The organism is Flavobacterium frigidarium DSM 17623 (assembly GCF_000425505.1).
Lineage (GTDB): Bacteria > Bacteroidota > Bacteroidia > Flavobacteriales > Flavobacteriaceae > Flavobacterium > Flavobacterium frigidarium.
This window is the reverse complement of the sequence record NZ_AUDO01000020.1, coordinates 1-21,627: the sequence shown is the minus strand read 5'-3', so window position 1 is coordinate 21,627 and position 21,627 is coordinate 1. Positions and strand designations below refer to the sequence as shown.

The window sequence follows — 21,627 nt, the reverse complement described above, 5'->3', positions numbered from 1 at the left end:
ACCCATCTTGACCTTGTAACAAATTTCCTAAGTTGCCGTCTATTAGTTATAACAAACGCTCTTATGAAAAAATGTTTACTTACTTCTCTTTTTTTGATTTTGATGGTGCCTATAGGACTTGCTCAAAGCCTTCGCGTAAAAATTATTGCTTCGGCGACTGGAGAACCGGTTCCCTATGCGAATATTAGTGTGAACGCCACAGAAAATTTGGTTTCTAATGGTGAAGGTTATTTTTCACTTTCAGAAAACAATAGTCAGGATGCTACGGTAATTCTTGTTTCTTATTTAGGGTTTGTAAATCAGCAGCTAACTGTAGAGCAAATAAAAAAGCAAGATCTAACGATTAAAATGCTTCCTGCAATGTACGAGTTGGAAGATGTGGCTATTTCGAATGAAAAAATTACCGCTGACCAAATTATGGCCACAGTAAAAGCCAATTTGAAAACCAATTATCAAACGAGCGAAACGGCTAACAAAGACAAGATATTTCATCGTACAACGCAATATTTCGATCCTTCAAAAATTGAAGTTGAAATCAATAAATCTACCGGTTTTTCAAAAGTGGCTTTAGAGAAAGTAAACAACGACATACAATCCTATGCTAGAAAATTAATTGCGCATCCACCCGTTTCTTTTACTGATGTGCTTTGCAATTATTACTCGGTGAAAACTAAAAAAAGCGAAAAATTTATTTTTACATCAAAGCTTGATGTATTAAAAGCAACGATTTTAAAAAATGAAGGGCAATCAACTTCTCTCGTAGACTTAGAGAAAAAAGGGAAAGAGTTAATGTTGAAACATCTGGATACAACTAAATTCTACCGTTTTAAAAGCGGACTCATTGGCTCCCGAGACACCATATCTTTTAGTGAGGAATTTAATAGAAAATCAAATAAAGACACGGTAAAAACAAAGCAGTTAGCTCAAGCAAAAAGTGATTTGAATAGAATTATGAGCAAGGCCAATATATTAACCAATAAAAAGCTTGATTTTATACAAAATCCAGAGTGGTACACGTACACATTAGAGGGCACTACATTTACTAATAAAAATGAATACGCCTATGTACTGACTTTTAAACCTAGAAAAAGTAAAGCCAAATTTGTAGGCAAATTATATGTTTCAGATGGTGACTATGCTGTTCTTCGAGCAGAGTATGCTCTCGAGGACGGAGAACGATTAGAAGGGCTTAACTTGAAGTTACTATTCGGAATTAAGTTTAGTGTCAACATTAGCAAGGGGACCATGATGTATACTAAATCCTCTAGTGACGACAAGTATTATCTACAGTATGCATCTACAGAAGAAGGTGGTTATTTTTACGTTAACCGCCCTTTAAAATTAATCGAATTGGCAAAAGGTGAAAAAGATGTACTCGATCTTGATTTTAAAATGGAAACAACTACGAGAACTAAAAATGAATATTTAAATATTTCTCGCACACCTATTGATGCTGCTACAGTAACTGGCTTTAAAGAGAAAGATTTTAAGTACCAAACTATTTCGAAATACGATCCGAAGATTTGGCAAGCATATAACGCAATCGAACCGATGCAAGAAATGAAACAGTTTAAAACAATTAATTAAACTATTGTACTACTTAAAGTTAACCAGCTATGTTAAAAACATTTTTATTTATTCTGACTTATTTATGTTGTTTAATGACCAATATGCACGCTCAAAAGAAGCAGTATTACAGCACAGATGATTATAAACAAATTGACAGTCTTACTTTTACAAAATACAAAGACGACTTTTTCTATTTTAAAGTCGAAAGCGATTCAACAGTTGTAAATCTTAAAGCGCCTAGAATTAAAAAGGGAAAACTAACTGCAGAGCAGTTTGATGCCGTAAAGATAAGTTTAAACACCGACGAACATTATTTTGACACCACCGAATTCCTTGTTATTGAATATTTTCCTGGGCTAGATTCTTGCAATAGTTCAGGCGATAAAACGGCAGTTATAGCGAATTATGAAGCGCATGCGGCAAAGATGGAAAGTAGGGATGATGTGAAGCAGTTTTTTATTTACCAAGAAAAAGAGGGAATTGAGATGTACGGAAATATTAACTGGCAAGCAGATCGTGACCATGTAATACAAAAATCTTTTTTTATGCTACATTTTCCTTGTAGTAGCATGGTTGTGGTCGATCGTTCTGGTAACTATTACTCGCATCGAGGAGAGCACAATCTAAGTGAAGCTTTAACAATAATTAAAAAGAAGAAAAATTTCCAACCGTAATTAGACTTTCCAATTTAAAAACAGTGACATAATGGATTACGCATCACAGCTACAGCAAAATTTAAAAGACTATTTCGAAAAATTAGATTTTGCAGTAACAAACTTCATCGCTAGTAGTGAAAGCCAAGAATTTAAAGCTTGTTCGTTTCTATTAAATAATAAGAAGATTATTTACCGTCAAGCGAAAATTACTCCCACTAAACTAGGCCACTTTGTTACAATCTGGAAAAGAAATCTAGAGGGAATTACAGCTCCATTTGATTGGAATGATAAATTTGACTATTTTATAGTAACTGTTATAAGAGAGGAAAAGACAGGACAATTCATTTTTCCAAAAAATGTACTTAAGGATTGCGGGATTATCAGCTATCTTAATAAGGATGGTAAAAGAGGAATGCGCGTATATGCCCCTACTGAAACAGTAAAAAGCAAACAAGCCATTAAAACCCAGAAATGGCAGCAAAACTATTACATTCCTAGTGAAATAAATACTGAAGAACTGAAAAAAAGGCTACATCAGCTTCTTAATTACGGTCAGTCATCGCTATAATTAATAAATATATATCGGATAATCTCCTTGTGTATTCCTTTAAAAAAAGAGATTAAAAAAAACGTTTTATAACATTGCCGTCTTGAAATTCTAAGCCTTTGTAAAATATTCCTTATTTTAGCTAATAGCTGTTGGTTTTACGATTTTCGAATAGAAAGAAAAAGCAAAGTAAACCGCAGTTTAGTTATTCACCAAAAATAAAATACATTATGAAAAATTTAGATTTTAGTCATCTAAGCGTTGTCTATGTAAATTGTACCTTGAAAAAGTCTCCTGATATCAGCCACACTTCTTCCTTAATAAATGTTTCGAAGGAAATTATGAAAAAGGAAAATGTAAAAGTCGAAGAAATAAGATTAATAGATCACAAGGTGGCAAGCGGCGTTTATCCGGACATGACCGAATATGGTTGGGACGCTGACGAATGGCCTGCTATATACGAGAAAATTATAGCTGCAGATATATTAGTGGTGGGAACTCCAATATGGTTAGGTGAAAAATCATCTGAAGCACAAAAATTAATTGAGCGACTATACGCCATGAGCGGAAAAACAAATGACAAAGGTCAATATGTATTCTACGGAAAAGTAGGTGGTTGTATTATAACGGGTAACGAAGATGGCGTGAAACACTGCGCAATGGGAATTTTGTATTCATTACAACATGTAGGATATTCGATTCCTCCACAAGCTGATGCTGGTTGGATAGGAACCGTGGGACCCGGACCAAGTTATGGAGATACAGAGTGGAAGGGAGAAAAACTAGATAAACCAGTGGGATTTGATAGTGATTTCACCAACAGAAACACTACTTTCATGACCTATAATTTACTACACTTAGCAGCGATGATGAAAGCAAATGGTGGCTACCCTAGTTATGGTAACTCTCGTAAAGATTGGGACAATGGAGAACGATGGGAGTTTGACAATCCAGAATATAGATAATTGAAATACAGAATTTTACACTTTCCCTTAATTTAAATTTAAGTCTTAAAAAACTACATTTAAATTAAGGGTTTTTTATTGTTTTACTTTAAATAATAGACTGAAAACAATAACGTAAAAATAAAAAGCATTCTTTTTAAAAAATATTTTGCTTTTTGAATTTATAAAAGTTTACAAACGCTTATTTTTGCGCCATGGGAAGAAAAAATACAGACAAGGTTGTCTTTCATCAAATAAAAGTCCTTGATGCAGGTGCAAAAGGCGTATCGGTTGCAAAGGCACCGGATGGTAAAGTAGTGTTTATACCAAATGTGGTACCAGGTGATGTGGTAGATGTACAAACATTCAAAAAACGCAAGTCGTTTTATGAAGGGAAAGCAGTACATTTTCATGAATTATCAGAACATCGTGTAGAGCCAGTGTGCCAGCATTTTGGGGTATGTGGTGGTTGCAAATGGCAGAACATGAACTACACACAACAACTTTATTATAAGCAAAATGAAGTTTTAAATCATTTACAACGTATTGGAAAAATAGAACTTCCTGATTTTGAACCAATTTTAGGATCAGAGAAAAAATTCTTTTACAGAAATAAAATGGAGTTTTCGTTCTCTAACAGCCGTTGGTTAACTGAAGCAGAAATTAGCAGTACTGAAGATTTAGGAAATAGGAATGCCTTGGGATTCCATATCCCAAAAATGTGGGATAAGATCCTAGACATTAATAAATGTCACTTACAAGAAGATCCTTCAAACGCCATCAGAAATGAAGTTCGTGATTTTGCTAACAAGCATGGTCTGACTTTCTTTAATCCTAGAGAGCACTCAGGTTTGTTACGTACATTAATGTTGCGTACGGCTTCAACAGGTGAAATCATGGTATTAATCCAATTCTTTGAAGACGATAAAATTAAGAGAGAATTATTATTAGATTATTTATACGATAAATTCCCTGAGATTACGTCATTACAATTTGTTATCAATAGCAAAGCAAATGATACATTATACGATACTGACATTCAGCTATACAAAGGACGTGATTACATATTGGAAGAAATGGAAGGATTGAAATTTAGTATTAATGCTAAATCATTTTACCAGACTAATTCTGATCAAGCATACGAATTATACAAAATAACGCGCGACTTCGCTGGTTTAACTGGAGAAGAAGTGGTTTATGATTTATATACTGGAACAGGTACTATTGCTCAATTTGTTTCTAAAAAAGCAAAAAAAGTAATTGGTGTCGAAAGTGTTCCTGATGCTATCAAAGATGCAAAAGCAAATGCGGTACGCAATGAAATCACAAATTGTGAGTTCTTTGTAGGAGACATGAAAGTGGTTTTCAACGACAGCTTCATTGCACAACACGGACAGCCAGATGTAATTATAACTGATCCACCACGCGACGGAATGCACAAAGACGTAATTGAGCAAATTATGAAAATTGCTCCTTCAAAAGTGGTTTATGTAAGTTGTAACTCAGCTACACAGGCACGTGATTTAGCTTTAATGGATGAGAAATACAAAGTTACACGCGTACGTCCTGTGGATATGTTTCCGCAAACGCATCACGTAGAAAATGTCGTTCTTCTTGAGTTAAGATAGGTAGTAATTAGTAAAAAGTAATTAGCTTCAATTTTGTACTAATTACTTTTTACTGATCACCAATCACAAAAAAAAGTATATGAAAAAATTAATTCTCTTAATATTCGCTATTGCCTTTACTTTTTCCAGTTGCGAGAAAGATGATATTTGTGATGCTAATACTATTACAACTCCTCGATTAGTGATTTCGTTTTACGATATTTCTAATTCCTCTGTGTTAAAAGATGTAACTAATTTATCCATTATTGAGGAAAACGAGACAGAAGCAGTTACTTTCAACTCAAGCACATTAATTAACGGAAGCACGGTTTCGATTCCTTTAAAAACAGATGCTGATGTAACTAAGTATCGATTCATCTTATACTTTGGTAGTACAACAACACCGGTGGCTAACGAGGACCAAATTCAGTTTAATTATACTCGTGAAAATGTGTATGTTTCTAGAGCTTGTGGTTACAAAACCGAATACACATTAGACCCAGCAAATCCATTTATCCTTACTGATGGTGCAGCTGCAGATCAACAATGGATTAAATATGTTGCTGTAAAAAAGAGTACCATTACTAACGAAAATGAGACACACCTTGAAATATATTTTTAGTATTTATTTTGTCCTTTCAGCCTGCATTTTATCTGCACAAGAAACAGGTCCTAAAAAAATAGCTCCAGTAAAACCACAAACTGAGACTGCTCCTGTTATTCCTGCAAATGATTATGAAGAAGTGCGTAAAACAGCTATCAAACCTACGGACACTATTAATGTAGTTCCTAAAATCAATCGTTACGGTTTGCGTGTGGGTGTTGATGTATACAAATTGACTCGCATGCTATATGACAAAGATTATAAAGGAATTGAGTTCACTGGGGATTACCGTCTTTCTAAAAAATACTATGCCGCTGCAGAAATAGGAAACGAAAACAAAACTACTGATGATGATCGCTTAAACTTTACAACAAAGGGAAGTTACGTGAAAGTTGGTTTTGATTATAATGCCTATGAAAACTGGCTTGATATGGAAAATATTATTTCTGTGGGATTGCGTTACGGTTTTAGTTCGTTCAGCCAGCAACTGAATGACTATAAAATCTACAATTCGACGCCTTATTTTGGTGAAGTTCCAGAAATTAGCTCAGGTCAAAAATACAATGGCCTAAGTGCTAGTTGGGTTGAGGTTGTAGCAGGCGTTAAAGCAAAAGTTTTCAATAATGTATTTGTGGGTTTTAGTTTGCGATTGAATACTTTAGTAAGCAATAAAAAACCAGATAACTTTGATAATTTATATATTCCTGGTTTCAACCGCACTTATGATGGAAGTTTTGGTGTTGGTTTCAACTATACTATTTCTTACTTTATCCCTATTTATAAAAAGAAAATTGTTCCGGTGATTGTTCCTAAGAAACCGTTACCTAAAAAATAAAAATGCTAGTAGTTTGATTTTATTTTTCGATCAAAAAAAGCAATTATAAAATTAAAAAGGAGCCAATTATATTAATTATAATTGGCTCCTTTTTTTATTATTAGAATAATACAATGATTGTTATTATCCAATTTCCTTTACCTCTTTAATGAAAATCCATTTCATATATAGCTTTTCGCCATCTTTTGTGCGCAATGCTTTGAACTTTGGTGATAAAATGGTTCCTACTACAAATGCAGTAAATGGAACCCAAAGTCCTGTTAATCCAGTGTACATCTCTACTAAATAGCGCGCAGATATAAACAGAATTGCAAAACATCCCAATTGATATAAAAAAGCTCTTACTTGTAATTTTGTCATGCTGTTTTATTTAAAGTTAAAGGTCTAAAAAAAATTAAAGTTGGTTACTATTTATCAATGATAAATTTGTACCATTCTATTTTCTTTCTTCTTATTCCTCTTCAGTTACTTGAAATTTAGTTCTCTTACTTCCTTCATACATTTCGTATTTCACTAGACGTGCTTCAATACTTGCATTAAAAAGTTTAATTTTTCGAGAAGGACGCAAACCAACAAATTTCAAGGCATCAAGATTACCTGTAATAAACCATGAGTTAGTTCCTGGGTAATTTTTCTTTAAAGTATCTCCTATGTTTTTATAGAATTCTTCCATGTGTATATCTAAACGCTCATCATACGGTGGGTTAAATACCATGTGTAATTTTCCCTGAGTCGTTTTCTCGGTGTCAAAAAAGTTTTGCTCGTCGATAGTAATATACTCCTCAAGGTTGGCATTCTTAATATTGTCCTTCGCTTTTTGAACTGCAGACGGCGCTTTATCATATCCTTTAATCGTATGATGAAACTCACGTACTCTTTTCAATAAACTATCAACAATGTTATCAAACAATTCATTATCCCAATCTTTCCATTTTTCGAATGCAAATTCTTTACGATTAATATTTGCTGGAATATTACATGCGATCATCGCCGCCTCTGCAAGAAAAGTTCCAGAACCACACATAGGGTCAAGAAAATCAGTTTCTCCATCCCAACCAGAAAGTAATAAAACACCTGCAGCAAGCACCTCATTTATAGGAGCAATATTGGTTGCTGTTCTATAGCCACGCTGATGTAAGGAATTTCCAGAAGTATCTAATGCTACAGAAACTTGGTCTCTATCAATATGAATATTAATTCTTAAATCAGGATGTGCTTTATCGATACTAGGACGTTGTCCCGTGCGCTCTCTAAATTGATCTACAATAGCATCCTTACATTTTTGTGAAACAAACTCTGAGTGGTTAAAATTATCTGAGTGTACCGTTGCATCAATCACAAAAGTTTGATTTGCATTGATATATTTAGACCAGTTCACACCAGAAACACCTTTATATAACGCTTGCTCATTATTAGCTCTAAAAGAGTAAATAGGTTTCAAAATTTTTAAAGCCGTACGCAAAGACAAGTTCGCCTTATACATAAATCCTTTATCACCTTTAAAACTAACCATTCTTACGCCCTGCTCTACTTCCTGAGCGCCTAATTTTTGCAATTCGTTTGCTAATATCTCTTCGAAACCAAAAAAGGTTTTGGCCACCATCTTAAAATTATCTTCCATCTTTTTGTATCATTTAAAACAAGCCCCTTCATAAAACTACAAACGCTTGAGATAAAAATTATGTGAATCTGTTTGTATCGCAACTGATTCGTTATTTTTCAGCAAAAATACACTAAATTTGCCGGATAGAATAAATTGAAAAAGAATAAATGTCTGAAGAATTAAAACCTACTGCCTCAAATCAAGATCAACCAGCACAAACTTGGTTTAGCTCTTGGTTTGACACACCGTATTACCACATATTATATAAAGATAGAAATTATAGAGAGGCGCAAGTTTTCATGGATAATCTTACCCATTACTTGAACCTTCCTGAACAAGCAAAAGTATTGGATTTGGCCTGCGGTAAAGGACGTCACTCTATTTACTTGAACCAATTAGGGTTTGATGTTTTGGGAGCTGATCTTTCTGAAAATAGTATTGCCGAAGCAAGCAAGAATACAAACGACACCCTACATTTTGAGGTGCACGACATGCGCGAGCCTTTTGAAAAAAAGTATGATGCAATCTTTAATTTGTTTACTAGTTTTGGTTATTTCGAAAATGAAGAGGATAATTTAACCACTTTAAAAGCAATTAAAGAGAGCTTGTCTGAATATGGTTTTGCTGTCATCGATTTCATGAATGTAACTCAAGTTTTAAACACGCTGGTCCCTGAGGAAACGAAAACTGTAGACGGAATAGACTTTCATCTTAAACGTTATTTAAAAGATGGCCACATTTGCAAAGACATCATTTTTAGCGATAACGGACAAGATTTTCATTACACTGAAAAAGTAAAAGCACTTACTCTGCAAGATTTTGAAACCATGATGGAAGAAGCAGGAATCTACTTGCTAGACATTTTTGGAGATTATAAATTAAAGAAATTCTACAAGAATGAGAGCGAACGCTTAATTATGATTTTTAAGTAATTGCCATAGTGGCTAATCGTTGTTATGGTTAATCAAGGCCATTAATAAACGGTTAGTTTTATAACCCATCACACGATTCAACAGTTATCATGAATTACTTATTACCTTTAATATCAGTGCTATTAGGTTATGTTATTGCTTTGATTTTAAAACCAAAGAACAAGACAAACTTAAAATTATTGCTAGCCTTTAGTGGATCATTCTTACTGTCATTGACAGTAATGCACCTATTGCCAGAGGTATACGAAACACACAATCCAAATATTGGAGCTTTTATCATGGTGGGAATTTTATTCCAAATCATCTTAGAATTCTTCTCTAAAGGAGCTGAGCACGGTCATGTTCACGGCCATCCTAATATGGCGCACATTCCGTGGTTTCTATTTTTAAGCTTGTGCATACATGCTTTTCTTGAAGGCTTTCCGGTAAGCCATCACAATGATTTAGCTATAGGAATTGCAATTCATCATTTGCCTATTGCAATTATTTTAACGACGTTTTTCATGAATGCACAATTGAATAAAAAAGCAATTTTTGCCTTCATGATGACCTTTGCAGCAATGACTCCGCTAGGAACTATTGCGGCTGACTATCTTCCTATATTAAACGATTACCACACTGAACTTACGGCAATTGTAATCGGAATCTTATTTCACATCTCTTCTACAATCATCTTTGAAAGTAGCGAAGGCCACAAGTTTAATATCGCTAAGGTTTCTATGATTATAATGGGAATTCTATTAGCTTTCTTCTTATAAAAAAAAATTTTTGGCGTGTCCCTTTATATGCTTGATAAAAATCAGGCATATAATGGGGCGGGCTATTTGCTACAATCTTTTATTTCTCAAAAAAAATAAAAGGATTTTCACTACTATCCCTCACGCGGTACATGTTAGGCTATAAGAATGTTTTGTTCACGTTTTGTTTCATACGAAATTATAGATACTTTTTCCTACACTGTATATAAAGTACAAGAAAGTTGGCTATATTTGGACGAAGGTAAAATCTGACTCAGGAATATTTCCCACACTCTCTTTAAAATGCAGCATCCTTTGTTTAAATACTTGTATTTAAAATTACAAGACTAAGATTTCCAACGCGCAAATAATTTATAAAATTCAAACCAGTAAGATGAAAACAGGACTTAGAAAATACGTTGAAATTTTTAAAGAGTTAAAAGTAAAACATCCTAATCTAACCGAATATGAAATGCTAACATTAGCTATTCAAATAGAGCGAAATGAAATTTTAGAGAACGGTCTTGCCGTAAGTAGAAATGACCATGAGCCTAGTGGAATCGAAGCAATTGTAAGCGCTTTAAATGATGCTGATAAAAAATCATCTTAAGCATTTCAATTATTAGCACAAAAACTAGCATACTAACCTAACTTAAAAAACCAAATGAAAAGTGAATGGACTACAAATTATGAAGGCAATGAAATTAGAATAACAAACAACTGGTTCTCTGGCGAAAAACTCTTTGTAAATAATGAACTTCAAGACGAGCAACTAAATTTTATCACTCCAAGCAATATGACTGGAAGCTTGATTGATAAAAATGGCAACAAACTACATGTTAAGACCAATATTTCGGGGTTTTTGTCTGTTAGTTGCCGACTATTCATAAACAATAAAAAAATCACATTACAGCAAATAGCTTAGAAAATAAGAGGAACACATTTTTTGTTTCTCTTTTTTTTTGATACTAAATTAGAATTGATAACTATCTCAATAGCCCCGATTGCAGTGGCATCCTCTCGCGTGGCGACAGCCAAAGCGGGAGATATAACGGAAAGCGGGATATAAACTTCTTGTAAACAAAAGTACGTCTTGCTCCAAAACCTAAAAATCACAGAGATTATTATCTTTCAAAATCAAGAATTTTTGAAAGATATAAATATGAGATGTTTTGTCACCAAATTTTCTGTAGCTAGCATAAAATCAAAAGTGTAAAATTAAAAATACTTTTTAAAAAGGTAGTATCTTTGAGTCTTTTCAACTCTGAATTTCAAGAAATAATGACTTTTAATAAAATTACTGAGCAAACTTCTAACTACGAGCATTTGGATAAAATGTCGGTTGACGAGCTTTTAACAAATATCAATAACGAAGACAAAACTGTACCGCATGCTGTTGAAAAAGCACTGCCGCAAATCGCTGCTTTAGTGACTCAAATAGTTAAGAAAATGAAAAATGGTGGACGCCTTTTTTATATTGGAGCAGGAACTTCGGGAAGATTAGGGGTAGTCGATGCCTCTGAGTGTCCACCTACTTTTGGTGTGTCATTTGACACTGTTGTTGGAATTATTGCTGGTGGTGACGAAGCCATTCGTAAAGCAGTAGAAAATGCCGAGGATAACACTACGCAAGCCTGGATTGATTTGCAACAACATACTGTTACTTCAAATGATGTGGTAATAGGTATTGCTGCTTCGGGAACAACTCCTTACGTAATTGGTGGTTTAGAGAAGTGCAATGAAAATGGAATGATCACAGCTAGTATTTCTTGCAATGCAGGAAGTCCTATTTCTACTATAGCGCAATTTCCTATTGACGTAGTTGTTGGTCCTGAATTTGTTACAGGAAGCTCTAGAATGAAGGCTGGGACAGCGCAAAAATTAGTATTGAATATGATATCAACTGCAACTATGATCCAACTTGGAAAGGTAAAAGGAAACAAAATGGTTGACATGCAGTTGAGCAATAGCAAACTAGTAGATCGCGGTGTAAAAATGATTATGAGTGAAATCCCAGTGAGCTATGAAGAAGCTGCTAATTTACTGCAAACTACCGGTAGCGTTAGAAAAGCAGTTGAGCAATATCATTTGAACAATTAAAATTTAAGCTCTCTCCATCTCCTACTTTTCTTTAAATTTTAAATATAAAAAAATTATTATGGCTACAAATAAAGTGCTTTTATCTAAAGGAATAAAATACTTAGCATGGGCATTACCACTATTATTTATTGGTCCTGCTATTATTTACAATGCTTTTATAAATACAGACAACGTTTGGCATTATGCTGTTTTAGCAGTGGGAATTATTGCCTGCATAGCTGCCGTATATTTTATGTTTAAAGGATTGCAAACAATGGTAAAAGGCTTATTCAACGATTAATGGAAGAGTTAATTCATATTCAGAAAACATTTGATAAGGTTAATTTTATCAATAAAAAAGTAAGTAATCGTGAATTTGAAGATTGCATCTTCAAGAACTGTGATTTCTCCAATAGCGATTTTTCTAATAATACATTTATGGACTGCGAATTTATTGACTGCAATCTATCGATGACAAAATTGATAGGGACAAATTTGAAAACAGTCAATTTTATTAATTGTAAGTTAATGGGAATTGAGTTCAACACATGCAACGATTTTTTATTTCAATGTAGTTTTCAGGATTGTGTTTTGGATTACGCTTCATTTACCAACAAAAAAATGGTAAAAACCAACTTCAGTAATTGCTCCATACGAGATGTGAATTTCTCAAATACGATATTATCTAATTCGGCTTTTGATAATTGCAATTTGGATAACGCTTTGTTTCACGAAACGCAGTTAAAAGAAGTAGATTTTACCACAGCGTACAATTATAAAATTGACCCCGAATACAACCCAATGAAAAAGGCAAGGTTCTCTAGAGACGGAATCACTGGTTTACTTGATAAGCATGATATAAAAATTAATTAGCCATGGATGTAGCTCTTTCCTATTTGAGTAGTACTAAGAAGCAATTTGCTTACTATAAATTAGTAGGCGAAAAAGCTATTGATCAATTAGAAGACGAGCAATTATTTATTGTAGCAAATGAAGACACAAATAGTATTGCTACAATTATAAAACATATCGCAGGAAATATGCTTTCTCGATGGACAGACTTTTTAATTACTGACGGAGAGAAAGATTGGCGGAATCGCGACACAGAATTTGCGAATGATTTAAAAACGAAAGATGAAGTCCTTGACATATGGAGCAGCGGGTGGAATTGTTTATTTGCCACTTTAGATTCGCTTGAAGCAGAAAATCTCTCTCAAATTATCTACATTAGAAACGAAGGTCATACTGTCGTAGAAGCTATTAATAGACAATTAGCACACTATCCTTATCACATTGGCCAAATAGTTTTTTATTCAAAATTATTAAAACAGAGCAGTTGGAATAGTTTGACAATTCCTCGCAACAAGTCAGTAAATTATAACAATACAATGTTTGCTGAAGAAAAAAATATTCAGAACTTTACAGATAAAGAAATAAAACGATTAGAATAAACAGTTTATTTTATATTACAACATATTCATGAAAAAATTACTTATCATACCCCTACTCTTCTTAGCCGCATCTTGTTACAATGTAGAACGAAATTGCAAAGATTTTAAAACCGGAAAATTCAAGTTTGAATATGAAGTAGACGGTGTAAAAAAAACCACTTACTTTGAGCGAAATGACAGTATCGAAATCGAGAATTACGATGGCAAAATAGACACTGCTACTGTGAGATGGGTGAACGACTGCGAATATGTTTTAAAGAAGCTTCATCCAAAGAATATGGCAGAAGAAAAATCTATTGATATGAAAATTCTAACCACCTCTGGAAATACATACACATTCGAATTTGGTATGGTGGGTGTTGCTCAGAAACAAAGAGGTACCGTTACAAAAATATCAGATCTGTAAATTTAATTTCTCAAAATTTAAACTATTACACCTATGGAAGTTTTTTTAAACCCCGATGCTTGGATAGCACTGATTACATTAACCTTCCTAGAAATCGTCTTAGGAATAGATAATATTATTTTTATATCAATTGCCACCGGTAAATTACCACCTGAAAGCCGCAAAAAGGCAACCAAAATAGGGTTGTTTTTAGCAATGTTCATGCGTATTGCATTACTGCTTGGAATCTCCTATTTGATTGCAATGAAGGAACCTTGGTTTGTTCTAGATTTTAGTTGGCTTTCTGCGCAAGTCTCTGGACAGAGCATTATATTGCTTCTAGGTGGATTGTTTTTGATCTATAAAAGTACAAACGAAATTAGAGAAAAAGTAGACGATAAAGGCCATGAAGAAAAAGAACTTGGAAATGCAGCCACCAAATCTTTTGGTAATGTAATTTTCCAAATTATATTAATTGACTTGGTTTTTTCGTTTGACAGTATACTTACCGCAGTAGGTATGACAAATGGTGTGGAAGGAGCTTTATACATTATGATAACCGCGGTAGTTATTTCCGTTCTAATAATGATGCAATTTGCTGTTCCCGTTGGGAATTTTGTAAATAAGCACCCTTCAATACAAATTCTTGGACTCTCCTTCTTAATCTTGATAGGATTTATGTTGATTACAGAAAGTGCGCATTTATCTAATGCAGTGATCTTTGGTAGTCATGTCACAGCGGTACCAAAGGGTTATCTATATTTTGCTATTTCATTTTCATTATTAGTTGAAGTGCTAAATATGAAAGCATCAAAAAAAAGATAAGTAATTGATTCAAAAAAATTAAACAAGGTAGGTTAACATATACTTTCAAGCAAGAGAATCCTGATCACAAAAGATCGGGATTTTTTTTTCATGGTAAGCAAGTCCAATACTTGTTTTATCCTTCACTATTTCAACAATTTAACAACGCACTAATTAAACGTTATTGACATAATTCCTTGAGATACAGATAAAAAAAAATAGTAGTAAACAAAAGTTTACTACTATTTTTAATATTTATAATAAGAGTGCTATTTTACTAGCGCTTGTATTAATTAGATTTTAAATCTTTTTCTATCAGTCTCAGTTAAATAGATTTTTCTCAAACGAATAGATTTAGGAGTAACCTCTACATATTCATCTTTTTGAATGTATTCTAAAGCTTCCTCTAGAGAGAAAATGATTGGCGGAATAATTCTCGCTTTTTCATCATTTCCAGATGAACGTACGTTAGACTGTTTTTTAGCCTTAGTTACATTCACACACATATCATCGCTACGTGAGTTTTCACCAATAACTTGACCTTCATAAATTTCAGCGTTAGGTTCAACGAAGAATTTACCACGATCTTGTAACTTATCGATAGAGTAAGGAATTGCTTTACCATTCTCCATAGAGATTAATGAACCGTTGTTACGTCCAGGAATAGCTCCCTTGAAAGGTTCATACCCAATAAAACGGTGTGACATAATCGCTTCACCAGCAGTAGCTGTTAATAATTGATTACGTAATCCAATGATTCCACGAGATGGAATGTTGAATTTAATAATCATACGATCATTTTTACCTTCCATAGAAAGCATTTCACCTTTACGAATAGTTACAAATTCAACTGCTCTTCCAGAAAGATTTTCTGGTAAATCAATTGTTAACTCTTCAATTGGCTCACATTTTTTACCATCAATTTCTTTAATAATAACTTGTGGTTGACCGATTTGTAATTCGTACCCTTCTCTTCTCATTGTTTCAATAAGAACAGATAAGTGAAGTACACCACGACCAAAAACCATAAACTTATCAGCTGAATCAGTTTCACCTAATTTCATTGCTAAGTTTTTCTCTAACTCTTTCGTCAAACGATCTCTAATATGACGTGAAGTTACAAATTTACCCTCTTTACCAAAGAAAGGAGAGTCATTAATTGTAAACAACATACTCATTGTAGGTTCGTCAATTGCAATAGAAGCTAATGCTTCTGGGTTTTCAAAGTCAGCGATAGTATCACCAATTTCAAAACCTTCAACACCAACAATTGCACAAATATCTCCGGCAATTACTTCGGTTACTTTTTTACGTCCAAGACCTTCAAAAGTATGTAATTCTTTAATACGTGATTTTACCACAGTACCATCTCTTTTTACTAGTGAGATTGGCATTGCCTCTTTTAATATACCTCTTTCAAGACGACCGATAGCGATACGACCTGTAAAAGCAGAAAAGTCAAGAGAAGTGATCAACATTTGTGGAGTTCCTTCAGATACTTTTGGAGCTGGTACATTTGCAATAACCATATCTAATAATGCTTCCACATTATCAGTTACATTCTCCCAGTGGTCAGACATCCAGTTATTCTTAGCAGAACCGTAAACTGCTGGAAAATCCAACTGCTCTTCAGTAGCTCCTAATTCAAACATCAAGTCAAAAACTTTTTCGTGAACTTCTTCAGGAGTACAGTTTTCTTTATCAACTTTATTTATAACAACGCATGGTTTTAAACCAAGGTCTAAGGCTTTTTGTAATACGAAACGAGTCTGTGGCATAGGCCCTTCAAATGCATCTACAAGTAAACAAACTCCATCAGCCATATTTAATACACGCTCTACCTCTCCACCGAAATCGGCGTGACCAGGAGTGTCAATAATGTTGATTTTAGTTCCTTTATACTGAACAGAAACATTCTTAGAAGTAATTGTGATACCTCTTTCGCGCTCTAAATCGTTGTTATCAAGGATTAGATCACCTGTGTTTTCGTTGTCACGAAATAACTGACAGTGATACATAATTTTATCAACCAAAGTTGTTTTACCGTGATCGACGTGGGCAATAATTGCAATGTTTCTAATAGATTCCATCTGTGATTTTTAATGAGTGCAAAGGTACACTTTATTTTGATAAAACAAATATTTATCCAATACTTTACATATACTTAACTAATTAGGAACAGATCACACCAAAACAACTATCATTAGAAAATAAAAATTCCGGCTATTTGTATTTAACTTAAATTAATTACATTTGGATAATGAAAAATAAATCGACACAAATAGCACTTATTTACCTGCTGATTGCATTGTTTGCTGCTATAATTTTTCATAAAATGTCTGTTAGTTATTCTAACGTATTTGACCTTCAAGAATATAATTTTATTAAAGATATTTTTCTGATTAGCCTTACTGCAGGAGCTTTAAAATTTATACTTACAAAAAATGATAAACGCAATAGCAGCTATCTTTCTGAACTTCAAAAAACGAACGAGGAAATTAAAGAATCAAATGATCGATATGACATTGTAGCCAAAGCTACTAGTGACATTATACGCGATTGGAATATTCAAAGCGATAAACTACAATGGAGTTTAGGAATAGAGACCATTTTTGGATACAATAAAAGTCAAATAGGCGATTCGTCTGCTTGGTGGTTTGACAATATTCACGCAGAAGATAGCATACTCATGTCGATAAAACTATACTCTTTCCTAGAAGAGAAAACAGATAAATGGCAAGATGAATATCGTTTTAAATGTGCTGATGGCACTTACAAATATGTTTTAGACAAAGGCTTTATAATAAAAGATAAGTTTGGCAAACCTATTCGAATGATTGGAGCTATCCAAGACATTACTAATCAAAAAGAAGAAGAAATTCGATTACGATTGCTAGAGACCGTCATTCTACAAACAAAAGATTCTATCATCATAACCGAAGCTAATTTTAACGGGGACCAACTTCCGAAAATAGTATATGTAAATCCGGCATTTTCACTGATGACGGGTTATCAAGCTTTTGAAATTATTGGGCAATCACCTGATATTTTTAAAGGTTCGAAAACAAATCCCAAAGCAATTGCAGAAATGATAAGCTCCATTCGCAATCAACAAGAAAACATAATCGAAATGATATGTTACAAAAGAAATGGGGATGAATTTTGGCTTCGCTTCACTATGATTCCTATTTTCAATAATGAGCAACAACTTTCACATTGGATCTCTATACAAAAAGATGTCACTGAAATTAAAAAGCAGGAAAGAGAAAAAGAACAATTGATTACAGAACTCACGAAAAAAAATACCGACTTAAAACAGTTCTCGTACATCACTTCTCACAATCTACGCGCACCTCTTTCTAATTTAACTGGACTCTTAAACCTCGTTGAGGACATAAAAATCGATGATGAGGAGTTACAAGACATTTTGAACGGATTAAGTACATCTACTCACTTATTAAATGACACCATCAATGATCTAACTAAAATTATGGTTATCAAAGAAACGCCAAATATTGCAAAAGAGGAGGTATCGATAGCGCAAGTATTTGAAAAAGTATGTACTCAAACAAATGTTTTATTAAACACAATTGATCACAATTTAATTACCGATTTTAAAAAAGAAACCGATTTTAAAATAAATAAGTCTTATATTGAGAGCATATTTACCAATTTATTAACCAATTCAATTAAATACAAATCTGCCAACACACAACTAATCATTGAGATTAGCGCCTCATTAGTTAATCAGTCAACGATGATCATTTTCAAAGACAACGGAATTGGAATAGATTTAGATCGTAATAAAGATAAAGTGTTCGGACTTTATCAAAAATTTCATAATTACCCGGATAGTAAAGGACTCGGTCTTTATTTGGTTAAATCACAAGTCGAAGGGATGGGCGGCACAATTACTATCGAAAGTGAAGTCAATGCAGGAACAAAATTTGTAATGAAATTTCCACATAATTAATACCAATGCTAAATACTATATTGTTTGTAGATGACGATCCTATAACCCTGATGCTTTGTAAAAAAGTCATTAGCAAAGCTGCCTTTTCAGACCAAATTATAACAGCACAAAATGGTGAAGAGGCAATCAATTTATTCCATAACTTACTGGATGATTCAGAAAAAACGGTACCCGAATTAATTTTCTTAGATTTAAATATGCCTATAATGGGCGGTTGGGACTTCTTGGAGGAATTCAGTAAACCAACATTCAAACAATTTCACAATATAAAAGTTATCGTTTTATCATCCACTATAGATCCTGAGGACTTAGAGAAAATAAAAGAATTTCCAATGGTGATGGATTTTTTACCCAAACCAATATCCCTAAGCATGTTAAATAAAGTAGCCGAAGCATTAATTTAGTAGTCTAATAAAAAGTTAAAGCAAAAACAGGTTTAACATCAATTTTTCGTTGAGCTTTTCGACAATTACAAGTCACTTAATAGAATACGCAACTATTTTTTTTTTTTTGTAAATACTATTCAAATTTAATAAACGCATTTATCCAAGATAAGCAAGGTACCTCAAAATATTACAATCTACATCTTTAACTTAAAGCAACACTTGCGACGTATTTAATAACCCTCTCTTAGATATTAAGAGAATATAATCATATTTCATGAGTTCTGTCAACCATTCAAAATTTACCCTTCCTGATTATATTTTGTATTGAGTTGTAAGTAACCAATTCGGCTATTCCAAATAAAACCCGCAGCTAGACCTTTTAAATGATAAATAATTTTGTATAAGAGTATGATAATGTACGCTTAGCAATTATCACTTTTCTTAAAGTATGTAGCTAGCCTCTATCCCCACTTTCATACGTTTTTATATGTCTGACGATAAATGAAATCATTAAAATAATATAGATATATATAGAACAATAACAACCATAAAAAGTATCAGGTCAATTAAATAAAAAAAATGCAAATATGCAGTACAGGATTTTGTAATACAAGACAAAATTAAATCCTAATTTGTTTTATTGTCAATTTATATTAAAAAAAAAGAGAGATTAATTGCGCCTTAGTAAGATTGACGTCAAACCAAACACAAGGTTTTTAAAATTACTATTTAACTGGATAAGTCCACGAAATAACGCACTGAAAAATCTTCTGCAAAAGCGATTCAAATAGGCAATATATTTTGCGTAAAATAAACAGCATTAGAAAGTAGATTGAAAATTGAGACATAGTATAGTTACGCAGATAACAACGCTGCAAATTAGTTCAAATTAGCAGTTTCTGCCGAAACCAAAGTACAATCCTACCAACATTTAACAGATGGTGACACGAAAAATGATTAGCAGGAAGGAAGTGCATTCTTTGTAAACCTATTGAAAGATGGACAAAAAGCCAACAAAAGGTACTATTATTATTGAAATTACATCCTGATTTTGAAAAATAATAGATATTATCATAGAAATTACGAATTAACAAGCAAAGCAATAATATTGGGAATAATGCATCAGGAACAAAACCTGGGGAGGATATAAAAAAAACATAGATATTTGCAGAGCAAAATAATAGTAAATGGATTCTGTCGAACTTTTAAAATTTATGCTTCCTGATTTTCTAGTAGATAACTTTGAAATAGTTTCTGCACTCAATTCTGAGGAACACCTACATCTCTATTTTGAAGAAAAATCAAAATCTCCTAAAGAGTTTGATTCTTTGGAATTAGTGTCCAAAGGATTTTTGGATGAAATCACAATTCAAGATTTCCCACTTAGAGGTAAGTTTGTCTATTTACACATTAAACGTCGTCGTTGGACAAATAAAACCAACGGTGAAATAGTTATCGTCCCGATAGCTATCGGGAGGCAGTTAGTAGCTAAGGGAACACGTATGACGCAAGAGTTTGCGGCTTTTTTAAAAGAAACTAGTAGATAACACCGCTATTAATTGCAACACCATTGGTGGCTTCTTTGGTGTTAACGGTAAAAAACTCCAAAGGCAATATAAAAAACATTTAAGTTCTTTTAGTATTTGGGAACCAAGAGAACACGCCCATAAATGGATTATTTACCCCCAAAACATAGGCACTCATCTCGCCATTGACGAAGTTGCCTTGTCTCAAGGAGAACTTTATACTATTGTTACCAATAAAAAAGCCAGAGGCAAAAAAGGATCATTAGTTGCTATAGTTGCTGGCACTAAGACAGAACAAGTGATAGAACAAGTCAGTAAAATTGACTCTAAAAAAAGACAGGCAGTTATAGAAATCACTCTTGATATGGCTAATTCCATGAAGTTGATAGCTAAAAAATGTTTTCCAAAAGCTATACAAGTAACAGATCGTTTTCATGAACAGAAATTAGCATTAGAAGCTTTACAAGAAATTAGAATCAAGTACCGATGGGAAGCAATGGACAGAGAGAATCACGCCATACTACAAGCTAAATCAGAAAACAGAGTACATACTCCCCAACTTTTAAACAATGGAGATACTGTAAAACAATTATTAGCCAGAAGTCGATATATACTGTATAAATCTAGAGAAAAGTGGACTAATAACCAACAAGAAAGAGCACATCTATAATTTGAATTATACCCTGATGTAAAGAAAGCTTATATTTTATCCCAGCAACTACGAGGTATCTACAACAATGATAAAACTGTAGCGATGTTGAAATTAGCGCATTGGTACAGAAAAGTAGAAGAATCTGGATTTAAGAACTTCAATATTGTTCTCAATACGATAACGGTTAATTACCAATCAATACTAAATTACTTTGATAATCAAAGCACAAATGCTTCAGCTGAATCCTTTAATGCTAAAATTAAAGCTTTTAGAAGTCAATTCAGAGGAGTTAGGAAAATTGATTTTTTCCTGTTTAGATTATCTAATCTTTTTGCCT

23 protein-coding genes and 1 pseudogene are annotated in these 21,627 nt (G+C 33.3%); 21 read left to right on the top strand and 3 right to left on the bottom strand.

Annotated elements, in window-relative coordinates; all coding sequences use genetic code 11:
- The first annotated feature begins 63 nt into the window (after nucleotides 1-63).
- The 7 genes from H603_RS0111470 (at nucleotide 64) to H603_RS0111440 (ending at nucleotide 6,762) form a co-directional block, all read left to right on the top strand.
- Nucleotides 64-1,587: a carboxypeptidase-like regulatory domain-containing protein gene (locus tag H603_RS0111470; protein WP_026708741.1), complete on the top strand. Its 1,524-nt coding sequence runs from the start codon at nucleotides 64-66 to the stop codon at nucleotides 1,585-1,587.
- Between the two features lie 29 nt (nucleotides 1,588-1,616).
- Nucleotides 1,617-2,243 carry a hypothetical protein gene (locus H603_RS0111465; protein ID WP_157510435.1) on the top strand — a complete coding sequence of 209 codons (627 nt, stop codon included), beginning with the start codon at nucleotides 1,617-1,619 and terminating at the stop codon, nucleotides 2,241-2,243.
- Between the two features lie 31 nt (nucleotides 2,244-2,274).
- On the top strand, nucleotides 2,275-2,793 hold the full coding sequence (locus H603_RS0111460) for a MepB family protein (RefSeq protein ID WP_026708739.1): 519 nt from the start codon (nucleotides 2,275-2,277) through the stop codon (nucleotides 2,791-2,793).
- Nucleotides 2,794-3,002: 209 nt separating this feature from the next.
- Nucleotides 3,003-3,737 carry a flavodoxin family protein gene (locus H603_RS0111455; RefSeq protein WP_026708738.1) on the top strand — a complete coding sequence of 245 codons (735 nt, stop codon included), beginning with the start codon at nucleotides 3,003-3,005 and terminating at the stop codon, nucleotides 3,735-3,737.
- Nucleotides 3,738-3,931: 194 nt separating this feature from the next.
- Complete coding sequence (rlmD, locus tag H603_RS0111450) at nucleotides 3,932-5,344, top strand: 23S rRNA (uracil(1939)-C(5))-methyltransferase RlmD (protein WP_026708737.1); 1,413 nt, start codon at nucleotides 3,932-3,934, stop codon at nucleotides 5,342-5,344.
- A gap of 79 nt (nucleotides 5,345-5,423) precedes the next feature.
- Nucleotides 5,424-5,945 carry a DUF6452 family protein gene (locus tag H603_RS0111445; protein WP_026708736.1) on the top strand — a complete coding sequence of 174 codons (522 nt, stop codon included), beginning with the start codon at nucleotides 5,424-5,426 and terminating at the stop codon, nucleotides 5,943-5,945.
- Nucleotides 5,917-6,762 (top strand): DUF6048 family protein, encoded by an 846-nt coding sequence (locus tag H603_RS0111440; RefSeq protein WP_026708735.1) that lies wholly within the window; start codon nucleotides 5,917-5,919, stop codon nucleotides 6,760-6,762. Before H603_RS0111445 ends, H603_RS0111440 begins: the two co-directional genes overlap by 29 nt.
- Nucleotides 6,763-6,885: 123 nt before the next feature.
- Here the strand turns inward: H603_RS0111440 and H603_RS0111435 are convergent, their stop codons facing one another.
- Both H603_RS0111435 and H603_RS0111430 read right to left on the bottom strand, forming a co-directional pair.
- A complete protein-coding gene (locus tag H603_RS0111435; protein WP_026708734.1) occupies nucleotides 6,886-7,122 on the bottom strand; it encodes a hypothetical protein in 237 nt (78 codons plus the stop codon).
- Nucleotides 7,123-7,213: 91 nt separating this feature from the next.
- Complete coding sequence (locus H603_RS0111430; protein ID WP_026708733.1) at nucleotides 7,214-8,383, bottom strand: THUMP domain-containing class I SAM-dependent RNA methyltransferase; 1,170 nt, start codon at nucleotides 8,381-8,383, stop codon at nucleotides 7,214-7,216.
- A gap of 149 nt (nucleotides 8,384-8,532) precedes the next feature.
- Here H603_RS0111430 and H603_RS0111425 point away from each other — a divergent pair, with 149 nt between their 5' ends.
- The 10 genes from H603_RS0111425 to H603_RS0111380 all read left to right on the top strand — a co-directional run bounded on the left by H603_RS0111425 (nucleotide 8,533) and on the right by H603_RS0111380 (nucleotide 14,774).
- Nucleotides 8,533-9,297: a class I SAM-dependent methyltransferase gene (locus tag H603_RS0111425; RefSeq protein ID WP_026708732.1), complete on the top strand. Its 765-nt coding sequence runs from the start codon at nucleotides 8,533-8,535 to the stop codon at nucleotides 9,295-9,297.
- Nucleotides 9,298-9,386: 89 nt separating this feature from the next.
- Complete coding sequence (locus tag H603_RS0111420) at nucleotides 9,387-10,055, top strand: ZIP family metal transporter (RefSeq protein ID WP_026708731.1); 669 nt, start codon at nucleotides 9,387-9,389, stop codon at nucleotides 10,053-10,055.
- Between the two features lie 373 nt (nucleotides 10,056-10,428).
- Nucleotides 10,429-10,644, top strand: a complete 216-nt coding sequence (locus H603_RS16740) for a hypothetical protein (protein WP_051219284.1) — start codon at nucleotides 10,429-10,431, stop codon at nucleotides 10,642-10,644.
- A 54-nt stretch (nucleotides 10,645-10,698) separates the two neighbouring features.
- Nucleotides 10,699-10,959, top strand: a complete 261-nt coding sequence (locus tag H603_RS0111410; RefSeq protein WP_026708730.1) for a hypothetical protein — start codon at nucleotides 10,699-10,701, stop codon at nucleotides 10,957-10,959.
- 356 nt (nucleotides 10,960-11,315) lie between these two features.
- The gene (murQ, locus tag H603_RS0111405; protein WP_026708729.1) at nucleotides 11,316-12,134 is read left to right on the top strand and encodes an N-acetylmuramic acid 6-phosphate etherase; all 819 of its coding nucleotides are present in this window, start codon (nucleotides 11,316-11,318) and stop codon (nucleotides 12,132-12,134) included.
- Nucleotides 12,135-12,192: 58 nt separating this feature from the next.
- On the top strand, nucleotides 12,193-12,414 hold the full coding sequence (locus H603_RS0111400) for a DUF6095 family protein (protein ID WP_026708728.1): 222 nt from the start codon (nucleotides 12,193-12,195) through the stop codon (nucleotides 12,412-12,414).
- Nucleotides 12,414-12,986 carry a pentapeptide repeat-containing protein gene (locus H603_RS0111395; RefSeq protein WP_026708727.1) on the top strand — a complete coding sequence of 191 codons (573 nt, stop codon included), beginning with the start codon at nucleotides 12,414-12,416 and terminating at the stop codon, nucleotides 12,984-12,986. Before H603_RS0111400 ends, H603_RS0111395 begins: the two co-directional genes overlap by 1 nt.
- A 2-nt stretch (nucleotides 12,987-12,988) precedes the next feature.
- Nucleotides 12,989-13,564, top strand: a complete 576-nt coding sequence (locus H603_RS0111390; RefSeq protein WP_026708726.1) for a DUF1572 family protein — start codon at nucleotides 12,989-12,991, stop codon at nucleotides 13,562-13,564.
- Nucleotides 13,565-13,592: 28 nt separating this feature from the next.
- Nucleotides 13,593-13,970, top strand: coding sequence for a hypothetical protein (locus H603_RS0111385; RefSeq protein ID WP_026708725.1), 378 nt, complete (start codon nucleotides 13,593-13,595; stop codon nucleotides 13,968-13,970).
- A gap of 33 nt (nucleotides 13,971-14,003) precedes the next feature.
- Entirely contained in the window at nucleotides 14,004-14,774 is a 771-nt protein-coding gene (locus tag H603_RS0111380; RefSeq protein ID WP_026708724.1) for a TerC family protein, read from the top strand.
- A gap of 272 nt (nucleotides 14,775-15,046) precedes the next feature.
- Here the strand turns inward: H603_RS0111380 and typA are convergent, their stop codons facing one another.
- Nucleotides 15,047-16,843 carry a translational GTPase TypA gene (gene typA, locus H603_RS0111375; protein ID WP_026708723.1) on the bottom strand — a complete coding sequence of 599 codons (1,797 nt, stop codon included), beginning with the start codon at nucleotides 16,841-16,843 and terminating at the stop codon, nucleotides 15,047-15,049.
- A gap of 170 nt (nucleotides 16,844-17,013) precedes the next feature.
- Between typA and H603_RS0111370 the strand changes: the two genes are divergently transcribed.
- The 4 genes and pseudogenes from H603_RS0111370 to H603_RS17340 all read left to right on the top strand — a co-directional run.
- The gene (locus H603_RS0111370; RefSeq protein ID WP_026708722.1) at nucleotides 17,014-18,726 is read left to right on the top strand and encodes a PAS domain-containing sensor histidine kinase; all 1,713 of its coding nucleotides are present in this window, start codon (nucleotides 17,014-17,016) and stop codon (nucleotides 18,724-18,726) included.
- A gap of 5 nt (nucleotides 18,727-18,731) precedes the next feature.
- Entirely contained in the window at nucleotides 18,732-19,130 is a 399-nt protein-coding gene (locus H603_RS0111365) for a response regulator (RefSeq protein WP_026708721.1), read from the top strand.
- Nucleotides 19,131-20,299: 1,169 nt separating this feature from the next.
- Entirely contained in the window at nucleotides 20,300-20,659 is a 360-nt protein-coding gene (locus H603_RS0111360; protein ID WP_026708720.1) for an ISAon1 family transposase N-terminal region protein, read from the top strand.
- Nucleotides 20,660-20,666: 7 nt separating this feature from the next.
- A pseudogene (locus H603_RS17340) lies at nucleotides 20,667-21,627 on the top strand (ISAon1 family transposase); the annotation flags it as partial.